The sequence below is a fragment of the Streptomyces sp. RerS4 genome, assembly GCF_023515955.1.
In the GTDB taxonomy this organism is placed as follows: domain Bacteria; phylum Actinomycetota; class Actinomycetes; order Streptomycetales; family Streptomycetaceae; genus Streptomyces.
Genome location: NZ_CP097322.1, coordinates 7,216,446 through 7,239,429, shown reverse-complemented (window position 1 = coordinate 7,239,429; position 22,984 = coordinate 7,216,446). Strand labels below are relative to the sequence as shown.

Sequence of the window (22,984 nt, the reverse complement as noted above, 5' to 3'; positions counted from 1 at the left end):
TGATGGGGAGGTCTCGTGCGCGCTCTCGTCTATCTGGGTCCAGGATCCGCCGAACTGCAGAACAGGCCGGCCGCACAGCTTGCGCACGAAGATGACGTCGTGGTGGAGATCGTCGGCACGGGAGTCTGCGGGACGGACCGCAAGATCCTGCTCGGGCAATTCCCGGCCCGGCCCGGCACCGTACTCGGACATGAGTCGGTGGGAGTTGTGAGGGAGACCGGGCCGCAGGTGCGCTCGGTCGTAGTCGGGGACCGGATCGTGGTCAACCCGACGTTGTACTGCGGCTGGTGCTTACCGTGCCGACGGGGAGCAACCAACTTCTGCCGTCACAAGGCGGGGACCGAGGTCGGTGTCGACCGGGACGGCACGTACGCGGAGGCCGTGACTCTGCCGGAACGTTTCGTCGAACGAGTTCCCGCCGGCCTGCCCTTTCGTAGCGCTGTCCTGATCGAACCGCTCGCCTGCGTCCTGAGTAACGTCCAGGCCGCGTCCGTCACCTGCGGCGACACCGTGGTGGTACTCGGCGCGGGCCCTATCGGCATGCTGACCGCACTGGTCGCCGGCCGCCAGGCGCGCCGGGTCACCCTTGTCGAACCTGACGCCTACCGGCTGGAGCGGGCCCGCGAGCATTTCGCACATGTGGTGGACGTGGGCGGAACGGACGTGGTCGAAGCCGTGGCGAAGACATGGGGTGACGAGCGTCCCTCCGTCGTCTTCGACACCACGGGCACCGGACTGGACGCGGCACTGCGACTGATCGACGACGGCGGCCGGGTAGTGGTGATGGGCTTCGACGACACGTACTCCGTGCCGCTGCGCCCGCTTCAGCTCACCAACCGGGGCATTCGTCTGATCGGCGCCGGGGACTACCGGGCCGACGTCTTTCCTGTCGCCGTGGACCTGGCCGCCGAACTCGGCGCCCCACAGCGATCCGGCAGCGGGACCAGCACCCTCCTGGAGCAGCTCGTGACGCATGAGTTCCCGCTCGAGAAGTACGCGGAGGCGTTCACCGCGCTCGGTGGCCTCACCACGGACGACGGGGACAGCGGGGAGGACAGTGGTACCGGACGGCCAGCGCGCTACGACGCGCTCAAGGTCGTCATCCGTTCACACTCCGGCCCGGTCGGCACCGATGGCTGGCCGGTGGGCGCATGAGCGCACCTCGGCTTGGCTCCATCGAGTCCGGCGGGTCTAAGTTCGTCTGTCTGGTCGGCTCGGCCCCCGATCAGATCGAGGCCGAAACCCGCATCCCCACCGGCCGACCGGGCCCCACTCTGGCTCGGGCCGTTGCCTTCTTCCAGGAAACGGTCGCCAGGACGGGGCGGCTGGACGCGATAGGCATCGCCTCCTTCGGCCCCCTCGAACTGCGTCGGGGGCATGCCAAATTCGGTCATCTCGCTGCCACCCCCAAACCCGGCTGGTCCGGGGTCGACGTCGCCGGTCCGTTCGCTGACGAGCTCAGAGTGCCGGTGGGCATCAACACCGATGTTAACGGTGCGGCTCTCGGCGAGGGCCGCTGGGGTGCCGCGCGGGGATTGGACACCTACATCTACCTCACCGTCGGTACCGGGATCGGCGGCGGTGCAGTGATCAACGGCAACGTGGTCAACGGTCTGATCCACACCGAGATGGGCCACCTCACGGTGCCCCGGCTGGCGGGCGACACCTTTCCCGGCTCCTGTCCCTTCCACGGCGACTGCTGGGAGGGCCTGGCGGGGGGCGAAGCGATGAGCGCTCGCTGGGGTGCCCCGGCCGAAGAACTGACCGGGGACGCATTGCGTGAGGCGCTGCGGATGGAGGCGGGTTACCTGGCCGCAGGGCTGCGCAACATCATCTACACGACCGCTCCCCAGCGGATCGTGATCGGCGGCGGTGTCGCAGCGTTCCCCGGGCTTTTTCCGCTGATCCGCGCCGAACTCACCTCGACCTTGGCCGGGTACCCGGGGCTGCCCGAGCATGCCGCCGAGGACTTCGTGGTCCCGGCCCGACTGGGTCGGCTCGCCGGACCGGCGGGCGGGCTGGTCCTGGCGGCCGGGGCGGCCGACGCCGCGCGGCCGTCGCCCGACGTTGGGCCATCGGGGGGAGCGGACGCATGAGCGCGGCCCTGGGCCGGGCAGGCTGGCCGGTATGACGCGCCCTCATCCCGTGGGCCTCCTGGACTCGGCCACGCACACCTGGCTGACCCGGCACGTCCTGCCCGGGGCCCTGGTCCACAAGGTGGCCCCGCTTTCCGGCGGGTTCACCAACGACATGGCTCTTCTCACCGTCGTCCGTCCCGACGAGGTGGGCGCGGAGCGCTATGTGCTGCGACACCGTCGGCCTTGCGGTAGCCGCTTCCCGCGCAACTCGTGTGCGGTGGAGATCGCCGTGCTCAGCCGGGCGGCGGCCCGTTCCGTCCCCGTGAGCGCGGTGGTCGCGGCCGATCCGCAGGGGCACGTAACCGGCCGCCCCACCCTGCTCTACCGATTCGTCGAGGGCGTCCCGCTCAGCAAAGTGCTTGCAGAGGGCCCGGACAGCGGTGAGGCGCAGGTCCTGGGCCGGGCCATCGGGAGGGTGCTGGCACGGATCGGCCGGGTCAGGTTGCCCCGTCCAGGTGTCTTCGCCGATTCGTCGTTGGTGCCAGATCCGGACAGCGGCGACACGCTGGGGGATCTGCCCGGTTTCGTCGAGCGCTGTCTGGCCACGGGGGCATCGGACGGAACGCTGAGCGGTACGGATTCGGACATGCTGCGAGCCCTGGCCCACCGCGGGCCCCTGGCACTTGCCGCCGTGGCAGGTGAACGGCGCCTGGTTCATGGAGACTTCAATCCGAAGAACGTCCTGGTCCAGCGGCGGGCCGGACAGTGGGCGGTGGCTGCGGTGCTCGACTGGGAGCTCGCCTTCAGCGGCTCTCCGCTCTTCGACGTCGGGAACATGCTGCGCTTCGCCCACGAGTATCCGCCTGACTTCACCACAGGCTTCGTCGATGGCTTCCAGGGCGGGAACGGCCGGCTGCCTGCGGACTGGCTGCGGCTCAGCCGGACGCTCGACCTCTTCGCGCTCGCGGACATCCTCACCGCTCCGCCCGACCATGCCTACTTCGCCCGCGTACGCGCTGTCCTACGGCGCTCCGCCGCCAGCTGATATTGATCCTTTACGCCCTCACCCGTCTTCCGTTGTCACTGTTCTCTCACCCGCCCCACGCGTCACTCCCCCAGGAGACAAAAGCCAACCGTACGTGTCACGGAAGGCCGTCGATAAACGTCAAGAAATGGCCGAGAGATGCCACTCGGCCTTCTTTTCAACATCGAGACCTCCGGTTAGTGTGCCTGGATCGAAGCGAAAGATCCTTTGGCTGAAGGGTAGTTCCATCGTGGAGATCGAGAGTCCGGAAAATTCGGTGAAGACGCTTACGCCGACCGTTCGGTGCAACGGGACGCCTCCCACGCCCGCCCTGCGGGAAGGGCCGTACTACAAGCCCGACACCCCGCACCGGACCAGCTTCCGGGGTGATGTCGACGGGGGTGTCCCGATGCTGCTGCATGGGACCGTACGCACCCCCGACGGGGAACCGATCGGTGGCACTCTGCTCGACTTCTGGCAGGTCGGGGACGCTGGAGTGTATGACGACGACGGCTTTCGGCTGCGTGGCCATCAGTTCGCGGACGCCGAGGGACGGTGGCAGCTGGAGACAGTCCTGCCGGCCATGTACCCGGGGCGCACGCGGCACGTGCACGTGAAGGTGCAGCCGCCCGGCGGAGCCGTGCTGACCACGATGCTGTATTTTCCCGGCGAACGCCGAAATCACCTTGACAAGTATTTCCGGCCAGAATGCCTGATGGATGTGCAGGAGACGCCAGAGGGCTGGGACGCGGCGTTCACCTTCGTCCTGGAGGTATGAAGCTCCGCACTCGTAACGCCCGTGGGAAATCCAGGTTCAACGGCCTGGGAATATCGATATTCGCCGTCCGTCGTGTCCGCGGACAGAATTCGACAGGAGTCACATGGCCGACCTCACGCGCGTCCAGAGCGGGGTCCGGGGTGACGTACGAAGCGACGCCCTGAGCTACGCGCAGAAGCACCTGTACTACCCGGTCAGTGCGTACGAGATGGACCACGGCGAGGGTATCCACCTGTATGACACAGAGGGTAACGAATACCTCGACTGCGCTTCCGGCACGTTCAATCTGAGCCTCGGCTACGGGCACCCCGAGGTGGTCAAGGCCATGCGCGACCAGGTCGAACGGCTCGTGCACACCACATCGACCTTCCAGACGGCGCCCGTCAACGAGCTCGTCCGACGGTTGGTCGAGATCACCCCGCCGAACCTGACCAAGGTGCACCTCAAGGTGTCGGGCGGGTCCACCGCCAACGAGGGCGCGGTCAAGATGGCACAGCTCGCCACCGGTCGCCGCGACGTCATCACTCTGTTCCGCAGCCACCACGGGCAGACGATGATGACGACCACCATGTCGGGCGAGTCCTTTCGCAAGGCTCCTTTCCCGCACCTGATGCCCGGCGTGCTCCAGGTCCCCGATCCGTACTGCCTGCGCTGCTTCTACCGCCAGGCGGGCCCCGACAGCTGCGGCATGCTCTGCGTCGAGCGCATCAACGACTTCCTCGACCACGCCAGTTCCGGCAGCGTCGCGTGTGTGGTCGTCGAACCGATCTCGGGCAGCGGCGGCAACATCGTGCCCCCTGACGGATACCTGCCCGCGTTACGTGCCCTGTGTGACGAACGGGGCATCGCCCTGATCTTCGACGAGATCCAGACCGGGATAGGCCGGGTCGGCCGGATGTTCGCCGCTGAGCATTACGGGGTCCGACCCGACATCCTGACCACCGCCAAGGGACTCGGCGGTTCCGGCGCCCAGATCGCGGCCATCGTCGCCGACGAGCGGATGTCCGGGCTCAGCGCGGACCATCATTCCTTCACCTACGGCGGTAACGTCCTTGCAGCCGCCGCCTCAGCCACCACGCTCGACGTGATCGGCCGTCCCGGCTTTCTGGAGAACGTCCGGGAGGTCGGCGCCCACATCATGGAGAGGCTTCGCGCTCTGGCCTTCCGCCACCCTGCCGTCGTGGACGTGCGCGGCCTCGGCCTGATGATCGGGATCGAGATCGGCGACGACCAGGGACGTCCACACAGTGAGCGTGCCCAGGCTCTGGCCCGGCGCGGCATGGATCACGGACTGATCCTGCGTACATCCCGCTACGGCCGGGGCAACGTCATCAAGATCCGTCCGCCGCTCATTCTCACCCGAACGGAGGCCGACTTGCTCTGCGACCGGCTCGAAGCCCTCTTCGCCGCCGAGGCCACCGCATGACCGGCCCCGAGCACGGCGCTCCCGCGGGAGCCGCGTCAGTGCGGCAGTATGTGACCGGTCTCGCCACAGCCGTCCGGGAGGCCGTGACGGCAGCCCAGGGCCGGGCAGGCAGCCGACTGGTCCGGGGCCACTCACCAGGAGGCGACGCCCAGTTCGGCCTCGACGACATCGCGGAGGCGGCAACCTGGAAGTACGTCGCCGACCACGACCTGCCCGTCGCCGTCTACTCCGAGGACCGCGGCCTGCAGTACCACGGCACGGATCCGGCCCACCTGCTCGTCGTCGACCCCATCGACGGCACCCGGCCCGCTGTCGCCGGCCTGGAGTCGGCCACCGTCTCGGTCGCCGTCGCCCGCATGTCGCACAGCCCGCGCATCGCCGACGTCGAGCACGCCATTCTGATGGAGCTGCGCTCGGGCGCCTACCTCTACGGGGACCGGGTGACGCCCGGCATCACAGCACACGGATACGACCATCCCGTCCCCGCGCTGACCCGCACCACCGACCCCTCGCGGATGCTCTGGTCACTGGAATTCAACGGCCACCCGGCCCACCTGATGACCAAGGCGTACGGCCATCTCATCGACCGCTCGGCCAACACCGGCGGAGTCTTCGTCTTCAACAGCGCGACCTGGTCCATCTCCCGGGTGCTCACGGGCCAGCTCGACGCGTACGTGGACATCGGCAACCGGCTGCTGCGTGACGACCCGGCGCTGCTGCCCGAGTTCGAACGCGTCGGCAACGGAAGGGTCCTGCACCTGTTCCCGTACGACATCGCGGCGGCCGTCTTCCTCGCCGAGCGGGCAGGGGCGGTCATCACCGACGCATACGGACAGCCGCTCGGCGACACCATCCTGACCGACCTGAGCATCGCCAACCAGCGCTCCTGTGTGGCCGCTTCCACCCCCAAGCTCCACCGGGCCTTGTTGTCGACCATCCGATGGAAGGAGTGACGCCCGTGTGCCCCCCGAACACCCCTCCATCCCGAGCGGTGACCGCGACAGCGGACGACACCGAGTTCCGCGCCCTGCTCGACCGGCTCTCCGACAAGGCCACCGCCGACTACTACAACCCCTTCACCACCTTCGACTGGCCGACCACGATCCCCACCGACGAGCTGTGGATGTCACCCGAACTGCTCTCCCTGCACGGCACCGAGCTGATGGACGAACTGAGTACCGCTCAGCTCCAGGCCCTGAGCCGGTGGGAGAGCGTCAACTTCTACAGCCTCAACGTGCACGGCATCCGCGAGCTGCTCATCGAGGTCACCCGGCGCGTCCACACACCTGGCTTCGAGCTCCCCTCCGAGTTCTTCCATCACTTCATCGGTGAGGAGAACGACCACATGTGGTTCTTCGCCACCTTCTGCCTCAAGTACGCCGGCAAGATCTACCCTGACAAGTCGGTCAAGCTGCCCGAGGCACCACGCGACCCGGACATCGAGAACTTCCTGGTCTTCGCCCGGATCCTGATCTTCGAGCAGATAGTGGACCACTACAACGTCCAACTGGCCGCCGACAGCCGCCTGCACCCGACCGTCCGGCACATCAACCGGCTGCACCACCAGGACGAGTCCCGTCACATAGCCTTCGGCTGCCGCCTGGTGCAGCTCCTGTGGGAGCGTCTCCTCGACCGCGGTCTGGATGAGACTGCGCATCACGACCTGCGCAGCTACCTCGGCCGTTATCTCACCACCAGCATCGAGTCCCTCTACAACCCGGCCGTCTACCGCGACGCAGATATCCCGGGCGGCTTCGCGCTGCGACGGCGGCTGCTCGCCCACCCTGCACGGCAGGCCGCTCACGCCAAGGTCCTGCACAAGACGACGGGCTTCCTCAATCGGATCGGGGTGCTCGATGCCCGTCACTGACCCCGAGGCCACGGATGAGACCGGGACCGCCTGGTCGGTCCGGGACGGGCTGGCCACCCTCGACGAACCCGCCGTCCTGCTCAAGGGCGAACTGGACGCGGTGTTCACCCGCTGGGCCACTGAGGACGGGGCCCGGCAGCAGAGCTACCCGCCGCTGTTACGAGCCGAAGACCTGCAGACTCTCGACTACTTCCAGAACTTCCCGCACCTGGGCAACCCGGTCACCCGCATACGCCCCGACCGGCTGGCCGAACACGTAGCGGCCCGGCCGGAAGCAACCACCCTGCCTGCCGTCGACCTGGCCGATGCCACCCATCTGCTGCCCTCCGCAGCATGCTACGGCTGCTTCCTGCACCTCTCCGGCACCAGTACCGACAGTCCCGTACTGATCACCACCGTCGCGCAGTGTTACCGCAACGAGGACCACCACGACGGGCTGCGGCGGCTCTGGGCCTTCACCATGCGGGAGATCGTGTGCGTCGGCTCGGCCGAAGCCGTCCGGACCCACCTGGACCGCCACCACGAGCGGATCGCCGCCTTCGGCACAGCCCTCGGCCTCACCCTGGACCGACAGCCCGCCACCGACCCGTTCTATGAGAAGGACGGCTCCCGCACGCTCATGCAGATGCTGGCCCCGGTCAAGGACGAATACCTGCACATCGACGGGACCGCGATTGCCTCCACCAACAACCACCGAAACTTCTTCGGCGAGCGCCGCGCCATCACCCACGCCGACCGCCCGGCCTTCACCGGATGCGTCGCCTTCGGCCTGGAGCGATGGGTACACGCCTTGGGCGACCTCTTCGAAGGTGACCTGACAGCCGCGCACCGCGCGGTACGGCGGTGGGGAGAACGCTCGTGACCCGGCTGGCGGACCGGCTCGGTCTCGCACTGCCGCTGCTCCAAGCCGGGATGGGCGCCGTCGCCGGACCCGAGCTGTGCGCCGCGGTATCCCGGGCCGGAGCGGGCGGCACCCTCGCGCTGTACAAGGAACCGCCCGCACGGGCCGCCCGGCTGGCCCGTGAGGTGGCGGCTGCCACCAGCTGCCCGTTCGGAGTGAACGTGGTCCCCGAGGTCACCGGCCCCGCCACCTGCCTGGACCAGCTCCGGGCCGTCCTGCCCGAACTGCCCCGGAGTGCCTTCGTCACCTCCTTCGGCCTGCCCGACGCCGACGCGGCCCAGGCCGTCCAAGCCGCCGGGCACCCGCTGGTGATCCAGGTCGGCACTGTCACGGAGGCTGACGCCGCCCTCGGGCAGGGCGCGGCCGTTCTGGTGCTTCAGGGCACCGAAGCCGGCGGCCACCTGCTCGGCCGGCTGCCGGTGGACCGTCTGCTGGCCGACGTCCGGGCCCGCCACCCGGACGCCGTACTGGCCGTCGCGGGCGGGATCGCCACCGGCGGTGATCTCGCGGATGCCATTGCCCGCGGCGCGGACGGGGCCATGGCCGGAACCTTATTCATCCCCGTCGCGGAATCCACCGCGCACCCGACGTTCAAACAGCGGGTGATCGAGGCCGTGGCCGACGACACTCTCATCACCTCCCTGTTCCACATCGGCTGGCCCCACCGCCCGCACCGTGTCCTGCGCAACCCCCTCGTCACAGCCGATCAACGCGCCCCGGCCACCTTCATAGCCACCACCCGGGTGGACGGGCGGGAGCACCCGATACCGCGCTACAGCGCGGCGGCTCCGGGCAACGACACCACCGGCCGCATCGAGGAGATGGCCATGTACTGTGGCCGGTCCTGCACTCGAGTCACCGCCCGGCACCCAGCCGCCGTCACCGTCGCCCGGCTCCGTCAGGAGTACGAGAGCGCACGCGGGCCCCGCACCACCTCCCCCAGCCCTGCGAACGGCACACCGGCCCGCACGAGCGGCTCCCGCAAGCCCACCCGTATCCAGGAGCGATGACATGAACGACGCGATCAAGCCAGTCGTGGACTGGCTGCTCGAACGAAACCCCGACATCGAAGAGATACCGGAGGACCTCGACCTCATCGAGAACCGGCTCGTCGACTCACTCGGCTTCATGGAATTCGTTCTGCTGCTGGAGGACCTGATCGGACGGGAACTGCAGCTCAACCAGATCGACGTGGACCACTTCCGTACTCTTCGCTCCCTCCAGCACCACTACCTGAAGGGCTGACCGCCCATGGCACAGGAACCACCGCTGCCTGGGCCAGGCCGGGTGACGTCCTTGCACCTTGCCTCGCGCGCCAGCGATCCCACCTTCCACGTCGCGCAGGCCCGCGCGGTGACAGGCCACGGCCTGGTAGGAGACCGCAATTACTGGACAGGCGAGGGCCCTCGCCCTCGCATCCGCGGGGCCGGCCGGACGTCCGGAGTCTGCGACGTCACCCTCATCGAAGCCGAAACCCTCGACGCCCTGGCCTGCGAGCACGGCATCACGCTCACCCCCGCCGAATGCCGACGCAACCTCATCACCAAGGACATCCGGCTCAACCCGCTGGTGGATCAGGAGTTCCAGATCGGCACGGCAATACTGCGCGGTCTCGAACTCAGCGAGCCCTGCGCCCGCCTCGAACAACTGGTCCGCCCCGGCCTGATCCGCGGCCTGCTGCACCGCGGCGGACTGCGGGCCGAGGTAATTCGCGGCGGGATCATCCAGGTGGGTGACCAGATCCTCCCGCTGGCACACGACACGCGGCCCCTCCTAGCTCCGGCCGCCCCTCCCTGAACCACACAGATGTCCGTCCTGGACGGGCCAGGACACTGCACCACCGCTCCCGGGCATCCGCCTCCGACCCACTCGCCCCGGCCAGGACCGTCCCTCCCACACGGGCGCCGTACGCCCACACCCCGGTCACACGTTCGCCGACTGCACCCGGTGGGCGACTGAGCACCGGAGTCGAGGTGTCCGGTAAGCGCCGGGCAACTGCATACCAGGACCTGTGCGGCCGAACGCAGGCCCCCAGCATCCACGCCCGCAGCTCCGGACGATTCTCTCCCAGGCACCACGGAGGAAGAGTCGTTCAGCCGTGGCCTTGCAGACAGGAAGACTATGGCTCCCAAAGGCACCAGCCCCAGGCATACCGGCGGCACAGCGCTGCAACACCTCATGGACGCCCCCACGGCCAAGGCCATCGAGCGCGCGAAAGAGGCGGCCGAGGAACTCGGCGCGTCGGGGACGGCCGTCTCCGTCCGCCTGCTGGGATGGGGCTTCGCTCTCCGCCTCGACCAGCGGGCCTGCGACCACTTCACAGAACCCGACAGGATCGAGCCCGTCGAAGGCTTCCGCAGCCTGGTATCAGAGGTGCTCGCCGGATCCCTGCCCGCGGATACCGCCGAAGCCGTCGACGCGGCTCTGACCGGCCGTGCCGAACAGATCCGGTCGGCCGCCCAGGGCGCCGGATGCGAGCTGCACTCGCCATGGTCCGCACCCACCCTTCTCGCCTCCATGGCCCTCGACGCCACACCGTGCGAGACCGGACTGTGGTTCAGCGTGTTCACACCCGGCGCGGGCTGGGGCGCCGACACGCAGTTCACAACCCATTACGCCTCCGAGACTCCCGCCCTGGCCGTCTTCGGCGACGACCTGTACTGCGTCTACCAGGGCCGGGGCGACAACCCCGGTCTGTGGTGGACCGTGCACCGCGGGGACGGCAGTTGGTCCGAGGACCAGACGTTCCCCGCCCACCACACCCTGGGCAGCCCGGCACTGGCCGTGTTCCAGGACCGGCTGTACTGCGCGCACCGCGGCGGTACGGGTGACTGGGGCATCGCGGTGACTTCCTATGACGGCGATACCTGGACGCCGGACCAGCCGGTCCCGCACGCCGAGAGCGTCTACGGACCGGCACTGGCTGTGTTCCGCGACGCCCTCCACCTCGCCTACGCCGACGCCGCCCAGCGGATCATGGTCACCACCAGCCTGGACGGCCGCAACTGGACAGCCCCCGAACCCGTCCCCGGCTGCGCCACCACAAGGTCCCCGGCGCTCGCCGTCTACGACGGCACCCTCCACCTGTTGCACGGCAACCCCAAGGATGGGGCCATCCACTGGAGCCAGCTGCGCGACACCGGCTGGATCGCCGAGGGCGCACTGCCGGGACACCGAACTCGGAGCAACATCGGCCTCGCCGTCCTCGACGGCAAGCTGATGTGCGTCCACCGCGACCCCGCGCGCCAGCAGCTGTGGTGGTCCGCCTTCGACGGTGCAGGGTGGAGCACGGACACCGAGATGCCCGGGCACAGCAGCAAGTACGGTCCGGCGCTTGCCGTGTACCAGGGCCCGGCCAGCACCCGCGGCCAACTCCTGTGCGTCCACCGGGGCCACGCCCAGCGCTTGGTCACCGCGGCAGGGGAGGTACTGACCGACGAGAACCCGGCGGGACTGCACGAACTCGACGATCCGGGCTACGCCGCCGACTGAGACAGGCCCCACATCGATCGGCCGGGGCAGGGCGCCCGTGCCCCGGCCGACGCCCGCCCTTCACGAAATGGTTCGCGGCGCTGTGGAACAGGCAACAGTTCCTCACCTGCACCCCGCCCGCCGTCGCGGGGCGGGGAGCCGAGTGACGTCCCTGGACTGCTCAAGCTCCTCCCGGGCTTGCATAAGCTCCAAGTCGAGCTCGGCAACGATCCGACGCGGTGCGGCGCTGACGACCTGTTCCTTCGCGAAGTTTTCCGTGACGGCCGCCAGCTTCTCTTTCACTGCGCTGTACTTGTCGGCCAGCTCCTGCATGGCAGCCGGCCTTGCGTTCTGCGCCTTAACGCGGGCCTGGAACTCCTCGACGAGGTCCCTGTGGTCGCCGTAGGCGACATCGCGCCGCAGGGACTCACGCAGCAGCTCGGAGGCGGTGAGTTTCCCGGAAGCTGAGCGCAGGGGTGTGCCGGCCAGGAGGCGGTCGGCTGCGGTCCGAAGCGCGGCGCGTTCGGCTTCCAGATCCCTGGCGCGTCGGCTGGTCATGCGGTCCCCTCTCCGGCGTCAGGGACGCCTTGCATTTGGTGGCGGTCGATGATTTCCGACAGTTGAGTGGCCTGCGCCGCCGCGCGGTCGCGCCGGGGCCTGGGTGCCAGTGGGTCGACAGCGTCGGCCTGATGCCGCTCCCGTCGGCGCTGTACGTCCTCGATGTCGCGGTCGGTGTAGGCGAGGTTGGCGCACGAGGATCGGCATTCCGACTCGTCCGGTGTGTCATCGTCCAGCAGTCCGAGTGCGAGCTTGGCCTTTCGGCAGGCGGCCGTGGCCGCGCGCCATACGCAGGTCATGCCCTGCCCGTGATAGATCGCGGGATCCATCTGCTCCATAAGCCGTTCTGCGCTGCCGGCGCTTGTCACCACTCGTCCCACGAACGACGCGGTGCGCTCCACGCGGACCCGGTATTCGTCGGCAGAAGGACCGCTGACGTGCTCGCCGGCCGCGAGGCGCTCGCTGTCCTGTTCGACCTGGTCGATGATGAGCTCGAGTTTCTCCACGGCGATGTCGTGCAGCCAGGATGGGTCGGCATATCCGGCGTAGCTCAGAGTCACTTTTGTGCGAATATGCCCGTACTGCAGTGCGGCTGCGATCAGTCCCCGCGGCTTGCGGACGATGAAGCGGGCAAGGGTACGGCGGTAGCGGTTGGCGTTGATGCGGCCGGCAGGATCGGCCGGAATGGGGGAGCCGCTATCCGCTCTGCGGTAGGCGGAGTTGATCCAGGAGATCAAATCCTGGATGTCGTCATTCATGGCGCGGCCTGTGCGGGCGTTGACGGTCGCCGGACGCTGGCCGTGGGCATGGATCAGGCTCGAGGGAAAGAGCAACGGTAGATCGTGCAGCTCTTCCAGGAGGGCGATGGCCGAGTGCACTACGTCCACGACGACCCACCGACGCAGGGGCTCGGAAACGTCTGGCTGGTCGGGGATGCGGTCGAATCCCTTTCCGCGGAAGCTGTGGACCAGAAGTTCTCCTGTCTTTTCGTCGGCATCTCGGCATCCCCGGCGGAGGTTGAGAACCTCGCCGGGGCGCATGCCGGAGAGGTAGCAGACCGCCGTGAACAGTGCGGCTGACAACAGTCGCACCAGAGTCGGGAGTTCCCGATGGTGATGGGGCGCTCACGCCAGGGGCGGCCATGGAACTGTCCGGTGATAAGGCCGATGCCGGTGAAGGGCGCGATCGGCAGGCCGCTGTCGGCAAGGAGACCCAGCATGGGCACGGTCAGCTCTTGGCGGTGTGCCTTGGAGATGCCTATGAGTCGTTTGATGTGCCCGTGGTTGATGTCTCCGCCCTCGTGGCCGGGCAGGGGAACACCCTTTTCGCGGCAGTACGAGGGGTATACCCGAAGTCGTTCTTCCCGGGTGCCGGTGTAGCGGGTCTGCGAGTGGTGCCTCCCAGCCTCCAGCTGGTGGTATTCGTGCCAGGCGTCCCGGATGTCGGGGCCGACTTCCTCGATCATCACCAGGACCCAGGCCAAGAGGGCCTCCATGGCGTCGCCGGCGATGCGGGGGGGGCTTGTTCTCCCGCTCAGTTCCTGCCGGTGCTCCGACGACCTCTTTGGCGGTCTGGCCGGCCCAGGGGAAGTCGCAGTCGAGGCGGCACTGGGCGGGCATGTGCTCGCTGAAGAGCCACAGGACGCGCAAGGCGGTGATCAGGTCCGACTTTCGCCGCCCGTTGCGGTCCAGGCCCAGCACGTAGATGCGGAAGGTCTCCAGGTCGGCGTCGCGTATGTCGGCAAGGTTGTGGAACCCCTGCTCGTCCAGCCAGAGCGCCAGGACCCGCATGTCAATGACCCAGGAGGGGAGGCTGCCGATGCTGGCCTGCTCGGCGGGGCGTTGCCGCCCGCCCGGTTCTACGGGGACGGGGTGGTCCAGGGCGGCCAGGATGAACGTGCGAAAGTGTTGACGCAGTGCGCCGGGAAAGCTGGACCAGGAGATGGCGGAGATCTGAAGGTGCGCGTCGCGGTGGGCTGGCTGGATGTGCCATAGCTCGTCTCCGAATCGCGACATGTGCGGGGGCGGGGTGCCGATCCGTACCGGCCGCTTGCGGAGGATGAGGATGTCGTCGGCAGGCCAGAGTGCCCGGTCCGGAAGTCTGGCGTCTCCCGATGTGGGCGTTGCCGGAGAGGTTGAGGGGGCGGTCATCGCAGATCCGGCCTTCCGCTCAGCAGGTCCTCGATCAGTTCGCTCTGCCCGTCGCTCAGGTTGGCGCGGGCCTGCTCGCGCTCGGCAGGGGTGTAGTGACGCAGGATGTCCTCGAGTCGGTCGGTGGCCGCTAGGTATTTGGCGCGCCAGGTCGTGGGATCGGAGTTGGGGCGTGCGGCGAGGAGCCGGTCGCGGACAACGATCTGGACCGGCAACTGGTGTGGGAGCGCGCGGGCGTTCTCGCATCCAAGGCACGCGAAGAAGGAGGCCGTGCACGGTGTCCCCCGTGGAGTGTCGGGCCCGGCGAGGTGGTCGACGCATCCGGTCAGCACCGTGTCCTGTTCCCCGGCCAACAGCCCCTTCAGGGCTTCCGGGTCGAGTCCGGCCGCTGCCGCTGCCGCTTCCGGGTCGTGAGCCGCGCGGTCGATGAAGTCCGGCGTGAACACCGGAATCTCCATTGCGGTGCGTGCCTTCGCGACCTGTTCGCGCAGTGTTTTGCCGACCACGGAGCGGCTCTGCTCCTGCACGGTGCGGCTGCGCTTGAGGTAGTAGTCCCGCAGCGTTTCGCGGCTGTGGGCGACCGGGCGTCGCTTCAGTTCCCGCACTTTGGCGGATCCGCCTCACCTGTACGGCGGGCAGCCCTCCGGCAACAGCTTTGCGCATGGAGGGAAAGCCCCGCGTCTGGCTCCAGTGCTTTACGTGCACCTCGGTGTTCCACATCTCCCTGTCGAACGCCGGACGGCTCTTGGGGCTGTCGGCGATGAACGCGCGGGTCTCTCCGCTGAGGCGGCGAGCGGTCTGTGTCAGTTCCAGCAGAAGCTGGTACACGCGCAGCGGCGAGTGGAAGAGCCGACGTTCGGCGTCCTCGGATTCGGCCGGCTCGCGCAGGGAGGCAGGGAGGTCCTCGAGTGCGGCGACCATGTGCTCTCGGTCGGGGCCGCGGCGCGGTTTGGTCTCCTCGACCAAGGCCACTGCCTGCATCGTGACACCGCCGTCGGGACGGGTGTGCAGAGCCGGCCACGTCTTGACGGTGCCGAAGTTCTCCGCGGTCAGCGCGCTCAGCAGTATCGCGAAGGCCGTCGACTCATCGCGGGTGAGGCTCAGCATGCCGCTGATGGCCATGGCGCCGCCGAGCCGGGACACCTCGTTCCGCAGGGCACCTGATTCGTTGCGGGGCAGATCCCCCGTGGTGGCGAACTCCTCCAGCATCCTTCCCAGGGCCTCCTCCCCGCTGCCCGGTATGAGCTCACCGTCCCGGAAGCGGGCCAGCAGGCGTACTCCCGCACGGATGCGGTCCCGGGAGACCCGGACATCACGGCGCAGTGCGGTCATGATCTGCTGCCACTCGTGGTCGCTGTACGCCGTCACCTGGGTTGCAGGCGTGGCGGCGGGAAGCCGTGTACGAAGGAGATCACGGAGGGCTTCTGCCGCCAGCTCTTCGCTCTTGCGCATGAGACGGCGAAGAGTCATCAACTGCTCCCGCAAACTAGCCGGATGGCCCTCGTACCTGTCACGAAATATCTGAAAGTGCTCGGGCGCCAGTTCGCCAGGCGTCGGCGGCACACGTCCTGCCTCCGACAGCACCACCGTGAAGCGGTGCAGTATCCAGTGATATCGCTTCGCCGTGGCCAGGCGCTTACTGCCTCCGCGCGGGCCGCACCGGGCCGCCAGCTCCTCGTTGCCCCCCCATCCGTCCCGACGCAGACCATTGAAGTCGAATCCGCGCAGACCGATGTTCCGCCACTGCTCCAGGGCGCCACGCAGCAACCACTTCACTTGGCGGCGCCTTGAGCCCGCTGGCCGGAGCGGATCCCGGCGCTGCTGCGTGTAACCCGGTCCGGGCCTCCAGCTGGCTTCGTCCGAGTCGTCCGCCTGGACGGTCGGCACCGGGTTGAACACTCCGTAGCGCGAACTCGCCCAGGTGTAAAAGGAGTTCAAGGCGGCACGATCCGTATCGAACGAAGACGGCCGGATTCGTTCATCATTGCGCAGGTCCGTGATTCGCCAGTCCTTGAACGCTTCGACATCGCGTACGCTCGCGCAGTCCCACGTACTGCCGATGGCATCCAGGAAGTCCAGCCACACGATCAGCGCGTACGCATACCGACGCCAGGTGCTTGCTTCGTGTCCCGCCATACGCCCCGTACGGAAGAACAGATTGATGCGAGGGTCCGGCCGACCTGACGGAGAGATGATCACCGGGGTTCCGTGGCGTGCACCGTTGCGGGCTGCTCTGGTGAGCAGATCACCGAACCTCAATATGTCGGGATCATCGGTGGGTGGGGACGGGATGGTGAAGTCATAGAAGTCCACACCCCAGTGCTCGAGTACGTTCATGAGTCCCTCCTGAGACAGCCTGAACCGACAACTCAGAGGCGCCTAGAGAACCTCCGGGCACCTCGACCCCGACGAGGACATGGTCGAGGCCGTGATCCGGGAGGCCCGCGAGGAAACGAGCGTGGTCATCGGGGCGCAGGACGTGACTGCGGCAGTCACCGTCCGCCACCGCCCGCCTACGGGATCCCGTTCCCGCCTCGGTGTCTTCTTCGAGGTACGCCGGTGGTCCGGCCAGCCCGGGATCATGGAGCCGGACCGATGCGACGGCATGGACTGGTACCCGCTGGAGGCCCTGCCCGGGCCGATGGTGGCGTACTGCCGGGCCGGCCTGGACGCCTACCGCGCAGGCCTGCCGGCCGCCGTGCACTTCCAACAGCCCGGCGACGCCATCGAGTACGCCCCCGCCGGCCCCGACCGCACCCACCTCCTGGCCGGACCGCCTGCAGGCGGGCTGGAGTTGCCGTACCGGCTGCGGGCATTCGCCGAGAAGGCCATCGGCCAGATCGCGCAGGCGGAGGAGGTGTCCTGGGTTCGCACCGGCAGCCGGGTGTGGCGACTGACCGGACCCGGGGGTGGCACCTGGTACCTGAAGCGGCACCGCGGGGCCAAGTTCCATCACCGGGAGGTGGCCGCGTACCAGTCGTGGGTGCCGGCGCTGGGGGCGCGGGCTCCCCGTCTCGTCGCGGCCGACACCGAGGCGCGAGCCGTCGTGGTTACCGCGCTGTCCGGGCGCCCGCTGCACGGCATGGTCCTCGATGCCGCCGCCGAGGCGCGCGTCCAGCACGCTCTGGGCCGTCTCACCAGCTCACTCCACCGCAGCGCACCCGAGCGGCCCGCCGAAGCCGCCACGGCCGCCGACAAGATCAAGCGCCATCTGGAAGGCACTCGACCGTACCTGGCCGACAGAGACGAGGATCTGGTCCTCGCCCTGGCTCGTGCCTACGCGGATCTATCGCAGCCCGTACTGGTGCCCGCCCACGGGGACCTGCAGTACCGCAACGTCCTGCTCGCCGACGACGGCGAACCGCAGCTGTTCGACTTCGAACGGACCGAGTACAACACCGCGACGCGGGACATGGTGCGGCTGAGCGACACCTGGACCGGCCGTCCGGACCTGCGCGCCGCGTTCTACGACGGCTACGGCAGAACGCTCACCCCCGCCGAGGAGCTCCGCCTGGACTGCGAAGCCGCTTTCGACGCCGTCTCCGGCATCGCCTACGGAACCAGCCACGACGATCCCGAGGTCACCGAACGCGGCCACCGCACCCTGCGGCGCCTCCACGCCTGCCAGCACCCGTAAACCATGAGCCCCACCGGTCCCTTCGAGGAAGGAAACCCCGTGCCCGAACCCCGCCTCGCCACCCCGGCCGACGCCGCCGAGATCGCCCGCCTGCGCTCGGAGAACATCCTGAGCGAACCCCTCGACGAAGCCTGGCTCACCACCTGCGCCGACCAGCTCGCCTTACGCCTGCGGGACGGCGGTGACGCCCGCGCGTACGTCGTCGACTCCCCTACCGGCGGACTCGCCACCTGCGCCCTCGGCCTGGTCCACGCCGTCCTCCCGGCACCGAAGTACCCCAAGGGCCTGGCCGTACGGATCCACGCGGTCGCCACCGACCCCGCCCATCGGCGCAACGGCTACGCCAAGGCCGCGCTCACCGCGCTCCTCGACCACCTGGGCCGCGACGGTGTCACCCTCTACGAGCTGTACGCCAGCGAAGGCTCCGCCCCGCTGTACGAGCAGCTCGGCTTCGCCGCCGACCCGGCCCTGATGCGCATGACCCGCTTCCCCGCCCCGGGCGAGGGGAGCGGATCGTGATGGCCGCCCGCCGCACCGGGATCCCGGCGACTGGGAGGCCCGAGTGAGCATCGTCTTGATGTCCGACCCGCGGGTCGCCGCGATCACGGTAGCGGAGAACGGCGAGCCCCTCGCCGATGTCCGCGCCGGCGGAGAACTCCTCCTCGATGGCCGCCGCTTTGATCCCGCGTACGCTTTCGCGCACCTCCGCTCCGGTGTCCTCGACCGGCTGCTGCACGCCCGGTCCCTGCTGCCCGAAGGGCTGCGCCTGCTCGTCGTCGAAGGGTTCCGACCTCCGGCGCTGCAGCAGCGGTACTTCGAGGAGTACGCGGCCGAACTTCGGGCCGCCCATGCCGACTGGCCTGCGGAGGAGCTGCGGGCACAGGCGAGCCGGTACGTGTCACCGCCGGAGATCGCCCCGCACAGCGCCGGCGCGGCCGTCGACCTGACCCTCGTCAACGCGGAGGGCACCGAACTGGACATGGGCACCCGCGTCAACGCCACCCGGAAGAGAGCGCAGGCGCCTGCTACACCCTCGCCGACGGTCTCTCCCACCAGGCCCGGCTGCACCGCGCCACCCTGAGTCGCGCGCTCACGGCCGCCGGGCTCGTCAACTACCCGACCGAGTGGTGGCACTGGTCCTTCGGCGACCGCTACTGGGCCCTGATGACCGACCAACCAGAAGCCCTCTACGGACCCGCCTCCCAGCACCCCACCGATCCCTCCTGAGCCACCCGACGAAAGGCAGCACGCACCGCATGAGCACAACGCACCGCGCTGGACTGGCACGCCCACTACGAGGCCGGCCGCGACTTCAGCCCGCTGACCGACACCGAGAAGACCGCCTAACCGAGCACCTGGCCCTGCCGGAGGACATCCAAGGGGCCCGAGCCTTGGACGTGGCCTGCGGGACCGGCGAACTCGCCCGCTTCCTCGCCACGACCAGGTACCGGGTCGACGCCGTTGACTGGGCCCGCTCCGCCGTCGAGCGCGCCACCGAGTTGGCCTCGGAGGGGGTCATCTGCCACCAGATCGACATCACCGGCGGCGACCTCTCCTCCCTCCGCCCGGCCGGTAGCGGCTATCGGCTCATCACCATGCGCCGGGCCCTGGCCCACCTGCCCGACCGCACCCACACGGTCGTCGAACTCGCCGCCCTGCTCGACGAGGACGGCACACTGTGCGTGATCACCCCGCACGCCGACCGGCACCCGGAGGAGCTGCGCGGCATCTGCCTGGACGACGCCGAGATCGACCTCCTCGCCGACGGCCGGCAGCACTCCGACCGCATCGAGGCCGGCGACTCCACCGTCCTGCTGCTGCGCGGGCCCAAGAGCGACCCCGTCGCCTACAGCGAGAAGCGGGCTCCGAAGCCGGCCGCCATGGCCGGTGTCGCGGTCGTCGTCACCAACGAGCACGGGCAGGTCTGTCCCGGACGTGCCAGGATGCTCGACATGTCTGCTCGTGCACTGAGCTTCGGCGCGATCGCGGAAGCCTACGAAAGGTTCCGGCCGGGATATCCCGAAGAGCTCTTCGACTTGGTGATGACGTATGCGGGCCGGCCGATTCGGACGGCCTTGGAGATCGGTGCAGGGACAGGCAAAGCAACCCGCCTGTTCGCGGGGCACGGGGTCATGGTCACGGCGACGGAGCCCGACGCTGCCATGCTTGCCGAGCTGAACAAGACCGTGCCCGCGAACGTGACGACTGTGCGAGCCGTGTTCGAGGACCTGCGGCCACGTGAGCCCTATGGGTTGGTCTATGCGGCGGCTGCCCTGCATTGGACACGCCCGGAGGGTCGATGGTCGAGGGTGGCGGCGCTCCTTGAACCGGAGGGTGTGTTCGCCTCATGCGGTGGCCCGGTTCAGCTGGCTGACCCAGCTGTCGAGGAGTCGGTGCGTGCTGCACGGGCGCCGTTCCTGGAAAGCGATGAGGTTCCCTCTCCCGACGGGACTGCTCCGGATGAGGAGATGCAGTGGCCGGGTACGGAACTGCAACGGTCTCATCTGTTCCTTGACGTTCAGCAGTCCGTCATCGAGCGGCGCTTGACGATGAGGTCTGCTGACTACATTGGTTACCTGTCGACCGTCTCGGCGTATCTCCAACTGCCGCAATCGAGGCAACAACAGGCGTATGACGCGATCACGCGGGTCCTGCCCGAGACGGTCGAGATCGCCGCCGACATCATCGTCCATCTCGCCCGTCGGCGTCCCGAGCAGGGGTGACATTCCTCCTTGGGGACCACGGAGAGTCCCACGCGATGGCCTGCGCCGAGACGATCACGTGCGCTGTGGGTCTTATGCCTGGATCCCACCGCGGTCACCCGCTGTTGAGACCGCCGTCCGAGCAACACCGCTCAAGATCGGAACAACAACAGCCACTGAAGGAGTCATGCCTCGGTGATCGCGAGATCCACTTGATCGGCAACGCTAAACTGCCCAAAGATCGCCCCCGGTCAGCCGCAGGGTGTGGCCGAGGCAGTGATCACTTTGCGGTCTTGCCATCGCGGACCTTGGCCCTGTCCACGAGGCGAAGTGCGGCCGCCCGGCTGATGACGCTGTACGCGCAGACGTTCCCCAGCTCGGACGGGGCCGCCGCCGTGCGCTGGTACCGGATGGCGGCGAGCGCCGCCGATGAGTCCGGGGATTCGGCCGCATGGGTGTGGGTGAGGGGGCAGGCGCAACGGGTTCCTCCGCGGCCGGTGTTCCGCCTCCAGCACTGAGGGCTTCGACTGCTCGTCCCTGGTCCGGTACGCGTACGGGCCGAGCACCCACCTTCCCCGTACCGCCGCCGCGCAATACGCGGCCACCTCCCACCGGCCGATCGCCCGCAACCAGCTGCGTCCCGGCGATCTACTGTTCTGGTCGCGTCGCAATGACAGCGTCTACCACGTGGCCCTCTACGCCTGCGACGGCCAGGTCCTCCACGCGCCGCGCACGGGCCGCAACGTGAAGGTGGTGGCCCTCGCCAATGCGATGCCCGCCGGCGACTATCTCGGGGCGACCCGCGTGTAGCCGACCTGTAGGTTCCGACTTGACTGGCCCACCGGGGTGCTGAACGGGGCTCGGGCAGAGCAGATCCACAGGGGCAGGCTCCGGACGCCCCGCGAGGAGACCGTCTTCCGATCACACATCTGCACGAGTAGCGTCGCCGTCCGACTGTCGGATGTTCCGACTCGAACCCACTGGGGGGAAGCCGTGCTCGGAGTTCACACGAAGACGCGTATCGGGTTACTCGGGGCGGTCGCCTTGGCGATCGTGCCGCTCGCCGCACCACAGGCCTTCGCCGGGAAGCAGGCCACCTCGACGACGGACACGACGGGGCAGGCGGTGTGGGCAGAGCAGAAGGCAAGGGACGTGAAGACAGCACCGCTCAACGCCATCGCCGCGGCGGCCGAGGAAGTCGGCCGGAACCAGCGTCAGGACATCTTCTCCGGGCTCGAGTTGTCCGACGACCTCAAGGCCGTCCACCTGTACCTCACCGACCCGGCCAAGGCCACTGAGTTCAAGGCGGCCATGCTCAAGCTGAAGCCCGGGCTGAAGCTCAAAGGCCTTGCGGTCCGGCAGGGCAAGAACACCCGTGTCGCGGCCCTCGCGGAGGCGAAACGACTCCTCGAAGCCAAAGACCTGCCGTTCAAGGTGTACGGGGCGTCCTGGACCATGGACGGCACCGCGGTCAAACTCGATGTCGACCAGCCTGCTGCCGTCGCCGCCTACACAAGCAACAGCCTCGCCCAGCGCCCCGGGTACCCGGCACTGTCGAAGGCATTCGACGTACGCGCCCAGCAGGGGCAGCCGGTAGCGCCAGCGACCAGGGAAAACGCCTCATCGCCGTTCTACGGAGGTGCCGCAATCGGGCGGGCCACCGCGGAGCGAGCATCGTGCACGACCGGCATCCCGGTCGTCGACCGCAACGGGAAGCGCTGGATCACCACGGCCGCCCACTGCGTAGGCGCCAACCCGCTGTTCACACACGGTGGGAACCGGATCGGCAACGCGTGGACCAACCCCAACTACGACGTGGCCTTCATCGACGCCTACAGCGCCCGGTACACCTGGGACGGCCTGGACACCCACGGATACACGCGCTACCTGGAGGGTTGGAGCTACGCCTCCAACAACCAGGAGGTCTGCCACCTCGGCTACAACTCGATGGTCGTCGAGAAGCGGATCCCCTGCCGTCACAAAGTCGTGGACAGCGAGTTCCTGTACAGGCTGAACGGACACCCCGAGACGATCAAGGGCGTGAAGTCGGTCTCGCAGATTTCGCCCATTTCCGTCGTGGGCGGTGACAGCGGCGGGCCGGTCGTCGCGTTCGGCAGCGGCGAGAACCGGATAGTCAAGGGGTTCGTCAGCGGCTTCGCCAACACCAACACCCTCGTCTTCGTCGACTTCCAGGACATCAACCGGGCCTTCTCCGTCAACCTGCCCTGAAGCCTGCACCTCACCCGCCGGAGCGGCGCGCCGGCCCGGCGGTGAGGTGCCGCATCACCCACCCGAAGACGCCCGGACCTCTGCGGATTCCATGCCGCTGTTCGACCAGGAACCGCTTGCCCGCGTGCGGCACAGGTCATCCCGCGACTGCGGCCGGGCC

At 68.4% G+C, this 22,984-nt stretch carries 20 protein-coding genes and 3 pseudogenes; 20 read left to right on the top strand and 3 right to left on the bottom strand.

Translation table 11 applies throughout. The annotated features are described in order from the left end of the window. Positions 1-15 precede the first annotated feature (15 nt). The 12 genes from M4D82_RS32595 (at position 16) to M4D82_RS32540 (ending at position 11,569) form a co-directional block, all read left to right on the top strand. Complete coding sequence (locus M4D82_RS32595) at positions 16-1,155, top strand: zinc-dependent alcohol dehydrogenase (RefSeq protein WP_249771211.1); 1,140 nt, start codon at positions 16-18, stop codon at positions 1,153-1,155. After that, positions 1,152-2,096, top strand: a complete 945-nt coding sequence (locus M4D82_RS32590) for an ROK family protein (RefSeq protein ID WP_249771209.1) — start codon at positions 1,152-1,154, stop codon at positions 2,094-2,096. Before M4D82_RS32595 ends, M4D82_RS32590 begins: the two co-directional genes overlap by 4 nt. Before the next feature lie 31 nt (positions 2,097-2,127). Next, on the top strand, positions 2,128-3,123 hold the full coding sequence (locus M4D82_RS32585; RefSeq protein ID WP_249771207.1) for a phosphotransferase family protein: 996 nt from the start codon (positions 2,128-2,130) through the stop codon (positions 3,121-3,123). 229 nt (positions 3,124-3,352) lie between these two features. Then, entirely contained in the window at positions 3,353-3,880 is a 528-nt protein-coding gene (locus M4D82_RS32580) for a dioxygenase family protein (RefSeq protein WP_249771205.1), read from the top strand. 208 nt (positions 3,881-4,088) lie between these two features. Next, positions 4,089-5,306 (top strand): aspartate aminotransferase family protein, encoded by a 1,218-nt coding sequence (locus M4D82_RS32575; RefSeq protein ID WP_249771203.1) that lies wholly within the window; start codon positions 4,089-4,091, stop codon positions 5,304-5,306. Positions 5,307-5,344: 38 nt separating this feature from the next. Next, entirely contained in the window at positions 5,345-6,259 is a 915-nt protein-coding gene (locus M4D82_RS32570; protein WP_249771201.1) for an inositol monophosphatase family protein, read from the top strand. 38 nt (positions 6,260-6,297) lie between these two features. Beyond that, positions 6,298-7,176, top strand: a complete 879-nt coding sequence (locus M4D82_RS32565) for a diiron oxygenase (RefSeq protein WP_249771199.1) — start codon at positions 6,298-6,300, stop codon at positions 7,174-7,176. Continuing rightward, positions 7,163-8,038 (top strand): class-II aminoacyl-tRNA synthetase family protein, encoded by an 876-nt coding sequence (locus M4D82_RS32560; RefSeq protein ID WP_249771197.1) that lies wholly within the window; start codon positions 7,163-7,165, stop codon positions 8,036-8,038. Before M4D82_RS32565 ends, M4D82_RS32560 begins: the two co-directional genes overlap by 14 nt. Further along, positions 8,035-9,087 carry an NAD(P)H-dependent flavin oxidoreductase gene (locus M4D82_RS32555; RefSeq protein ID WP_249771195.1) on the top strand — a complete coding sequence of 351 codons (1,053 nt, stop codon included), beginning with the start codon at positions 8,035-8,037 and terminating at the stop codon, positions 9,085-9,087. The genes M4D82_RS32560 and M4D82_RS32555 overlap by 4 nt, the downstream gene beginning before the upstream one ends. A gap of 1 nt (position 9,088) precedes the next feature. Beyond that, positions 9,089-9,322, top strand: a complete 234-nt coding sequence (locus M4D82_RS32550; protein WP_249771193.1) for an acyl carrier protein — start codon at positions 9,089-9,091, stop codon at positions 9,320-9,322. A gap of 51 nt (positions 9,323-9,373) precedes the next feature. After that, positions 9,374-9,874 carry an MOSC domain-containing protein gene (locus M4D82_RS32545; RefSeq protein WP_249771190.1) on the top strand — a complete coding sequence of 167 codons (501 nt, stop codon included), beginning with the start codon at positions 9,374-9,376 and terminating at the stop codon, positions 9,872-9,874. A gap of 381 nt (positions 9,875-10,255) precedes the next feature. Beyond that, entirely contained in the window at positions 10,256-11,569 is a 1,314-nt protein-coding gene (locus tag M4D82_RS32540) for a sialidase/neuraminidase family protein (protein ID WP_249771188.1), read from the top strand. A 102-nt stretch (positions 11,570-11,671) separates the two neighbouring features. On the opposite strand, the gene M4D82_RS32535 is transcribed toward M4D82_RS32540, so the two are convergent. Next, a complete protein-coding gene (locus tag M4D82_RS32535) occupies positions 11,672-12,106 on the bottom strand; it encodes a hypothetical protein (RefSeq protein ID WP_249771186.1) in 435 nt (144 codons plus the stop codon). After that, a complete protein-coding gene (locus M4D82_RS32530) occupies positions 12,103-13,188 on the bottom strand; it encodes a hypothetical protein (protein ID WP_249771184.1) in 1,086 nt (361 codons plus the stop codon). Before M4D82_RS32530 ends, M4D82_RS32535 begins: the two co-directional genes overlap by 4 nt. 537 nt (positions 13,189-13,725) lie before the next feature. Between M4D82_RS32530 and M4D82_RS32525 the strand changes: the two genes are divergently transcribed. After that, positions 13,726-14,100 (top strand): hypothetical protein, encoded by a 375-nt coding sequence (locus M4D82_RS32525; protein WP_249771182.1) that lies wholly within the window; start codon positions 13,726-13,728, stop codon positions 14,098-14,100. Positions 14,101-14,252: 152 nt separating this feature from the next. Here the strand turns inward: M4D82_RS32525 and M4D82_RS32520 are convergent, their stop codons facing one another. Next, positions 14,253-14,861 carry a hypothetical protein gene (locus tag M4D82_RS32520; protein WP_249771180.1) on the bottom strand — a complete coding sequence of 203 codons (609 nt, stop codon included), beginning with the start codon at positions 14,859-14,861 and terminating at the stop codon, positions 14,253-14,255. A gap of 1,799 nt (positions 14,862-16,660) precedes the next feature. On the opposite strand from M4D82_RS32520, the pseudogene M4D82_RS34455 reads away from it, so the two are divergent. From M4D82_RS34455 to M4D82_RS32490, 7 genes and pseudogenes are all read left to right on the top strand, one after another. Continuing rightward, a pseudogene (locus M4D82_RS34455) lies at positions 16,661-16,882 on the top strand (NUDIX domain-containing protein); the annotation flags it as partial. Then, a complete protein-coding gene (locus M4D82_RS32515; protein WP_349637129.1) occupies positions 16,862-17,893 on the top strand; it encodes a phosphotransferase in 1,032 nt (343 codons plus the stop codon). The pseudogene M4D82_RS34455 and the gene M4D82_RS32515, both read left to right, overlap by 21 nt. Before the next feature lie 39 nt (positions 17,894-17,932). Then, complete coding sequence (locus M4D82_RS32510; protein ID WP_249771176.1) at positions 17,933-18,412, top strand: GNAT family N-acetyltransferase; 480 nt, start codon at positions 17,933-17,935, stop codon at positions 18,410-18,412. A gap of 58 nt (positions 18,413-18,470) precedes the next feature. Next, positions 18,471-19,120, top strand: a pseudogene (locus M4D82_RS32505) (M15 family metallopeptidase). 29 nt (positions 19,121-19,149) lie between these two features. Next, positions 19,150-20,616, top strand: a complete 1,467-nt coding sequence (locus M4D82_RS32500) for a methyltransferase domain-containing protein (protein ID WP_502989037.1) — start codon at positions 19,150-19,152, stop codon at positions 20,614-20,616. Between the two features lie 498 nt (positions 20,617-21,114). After that, positions 21,115-21,405: pseudogene (locus M4D82_RS32495) on the top strand (C40 family peptidase); the annotation flags it as partial. A 36-nt stretch (positions 21,406-21,441) separates the two neighbouring features. Continuing rightward, positions 21,442-22,824 carry a chymotrypsin family serine protease gene (locus M4D82_RS32490; RefSeq protein WP_249771172.1) on the top strand — a complete coding sequence of 461 codons (1,383 nt, stop codon included), beginning with the start codon at positions 21,442-21,444 and terminating at the stop codon, positions 22,822-22,824. Positions 22,825-22,984: the final 160 nt, after the last annotated feature.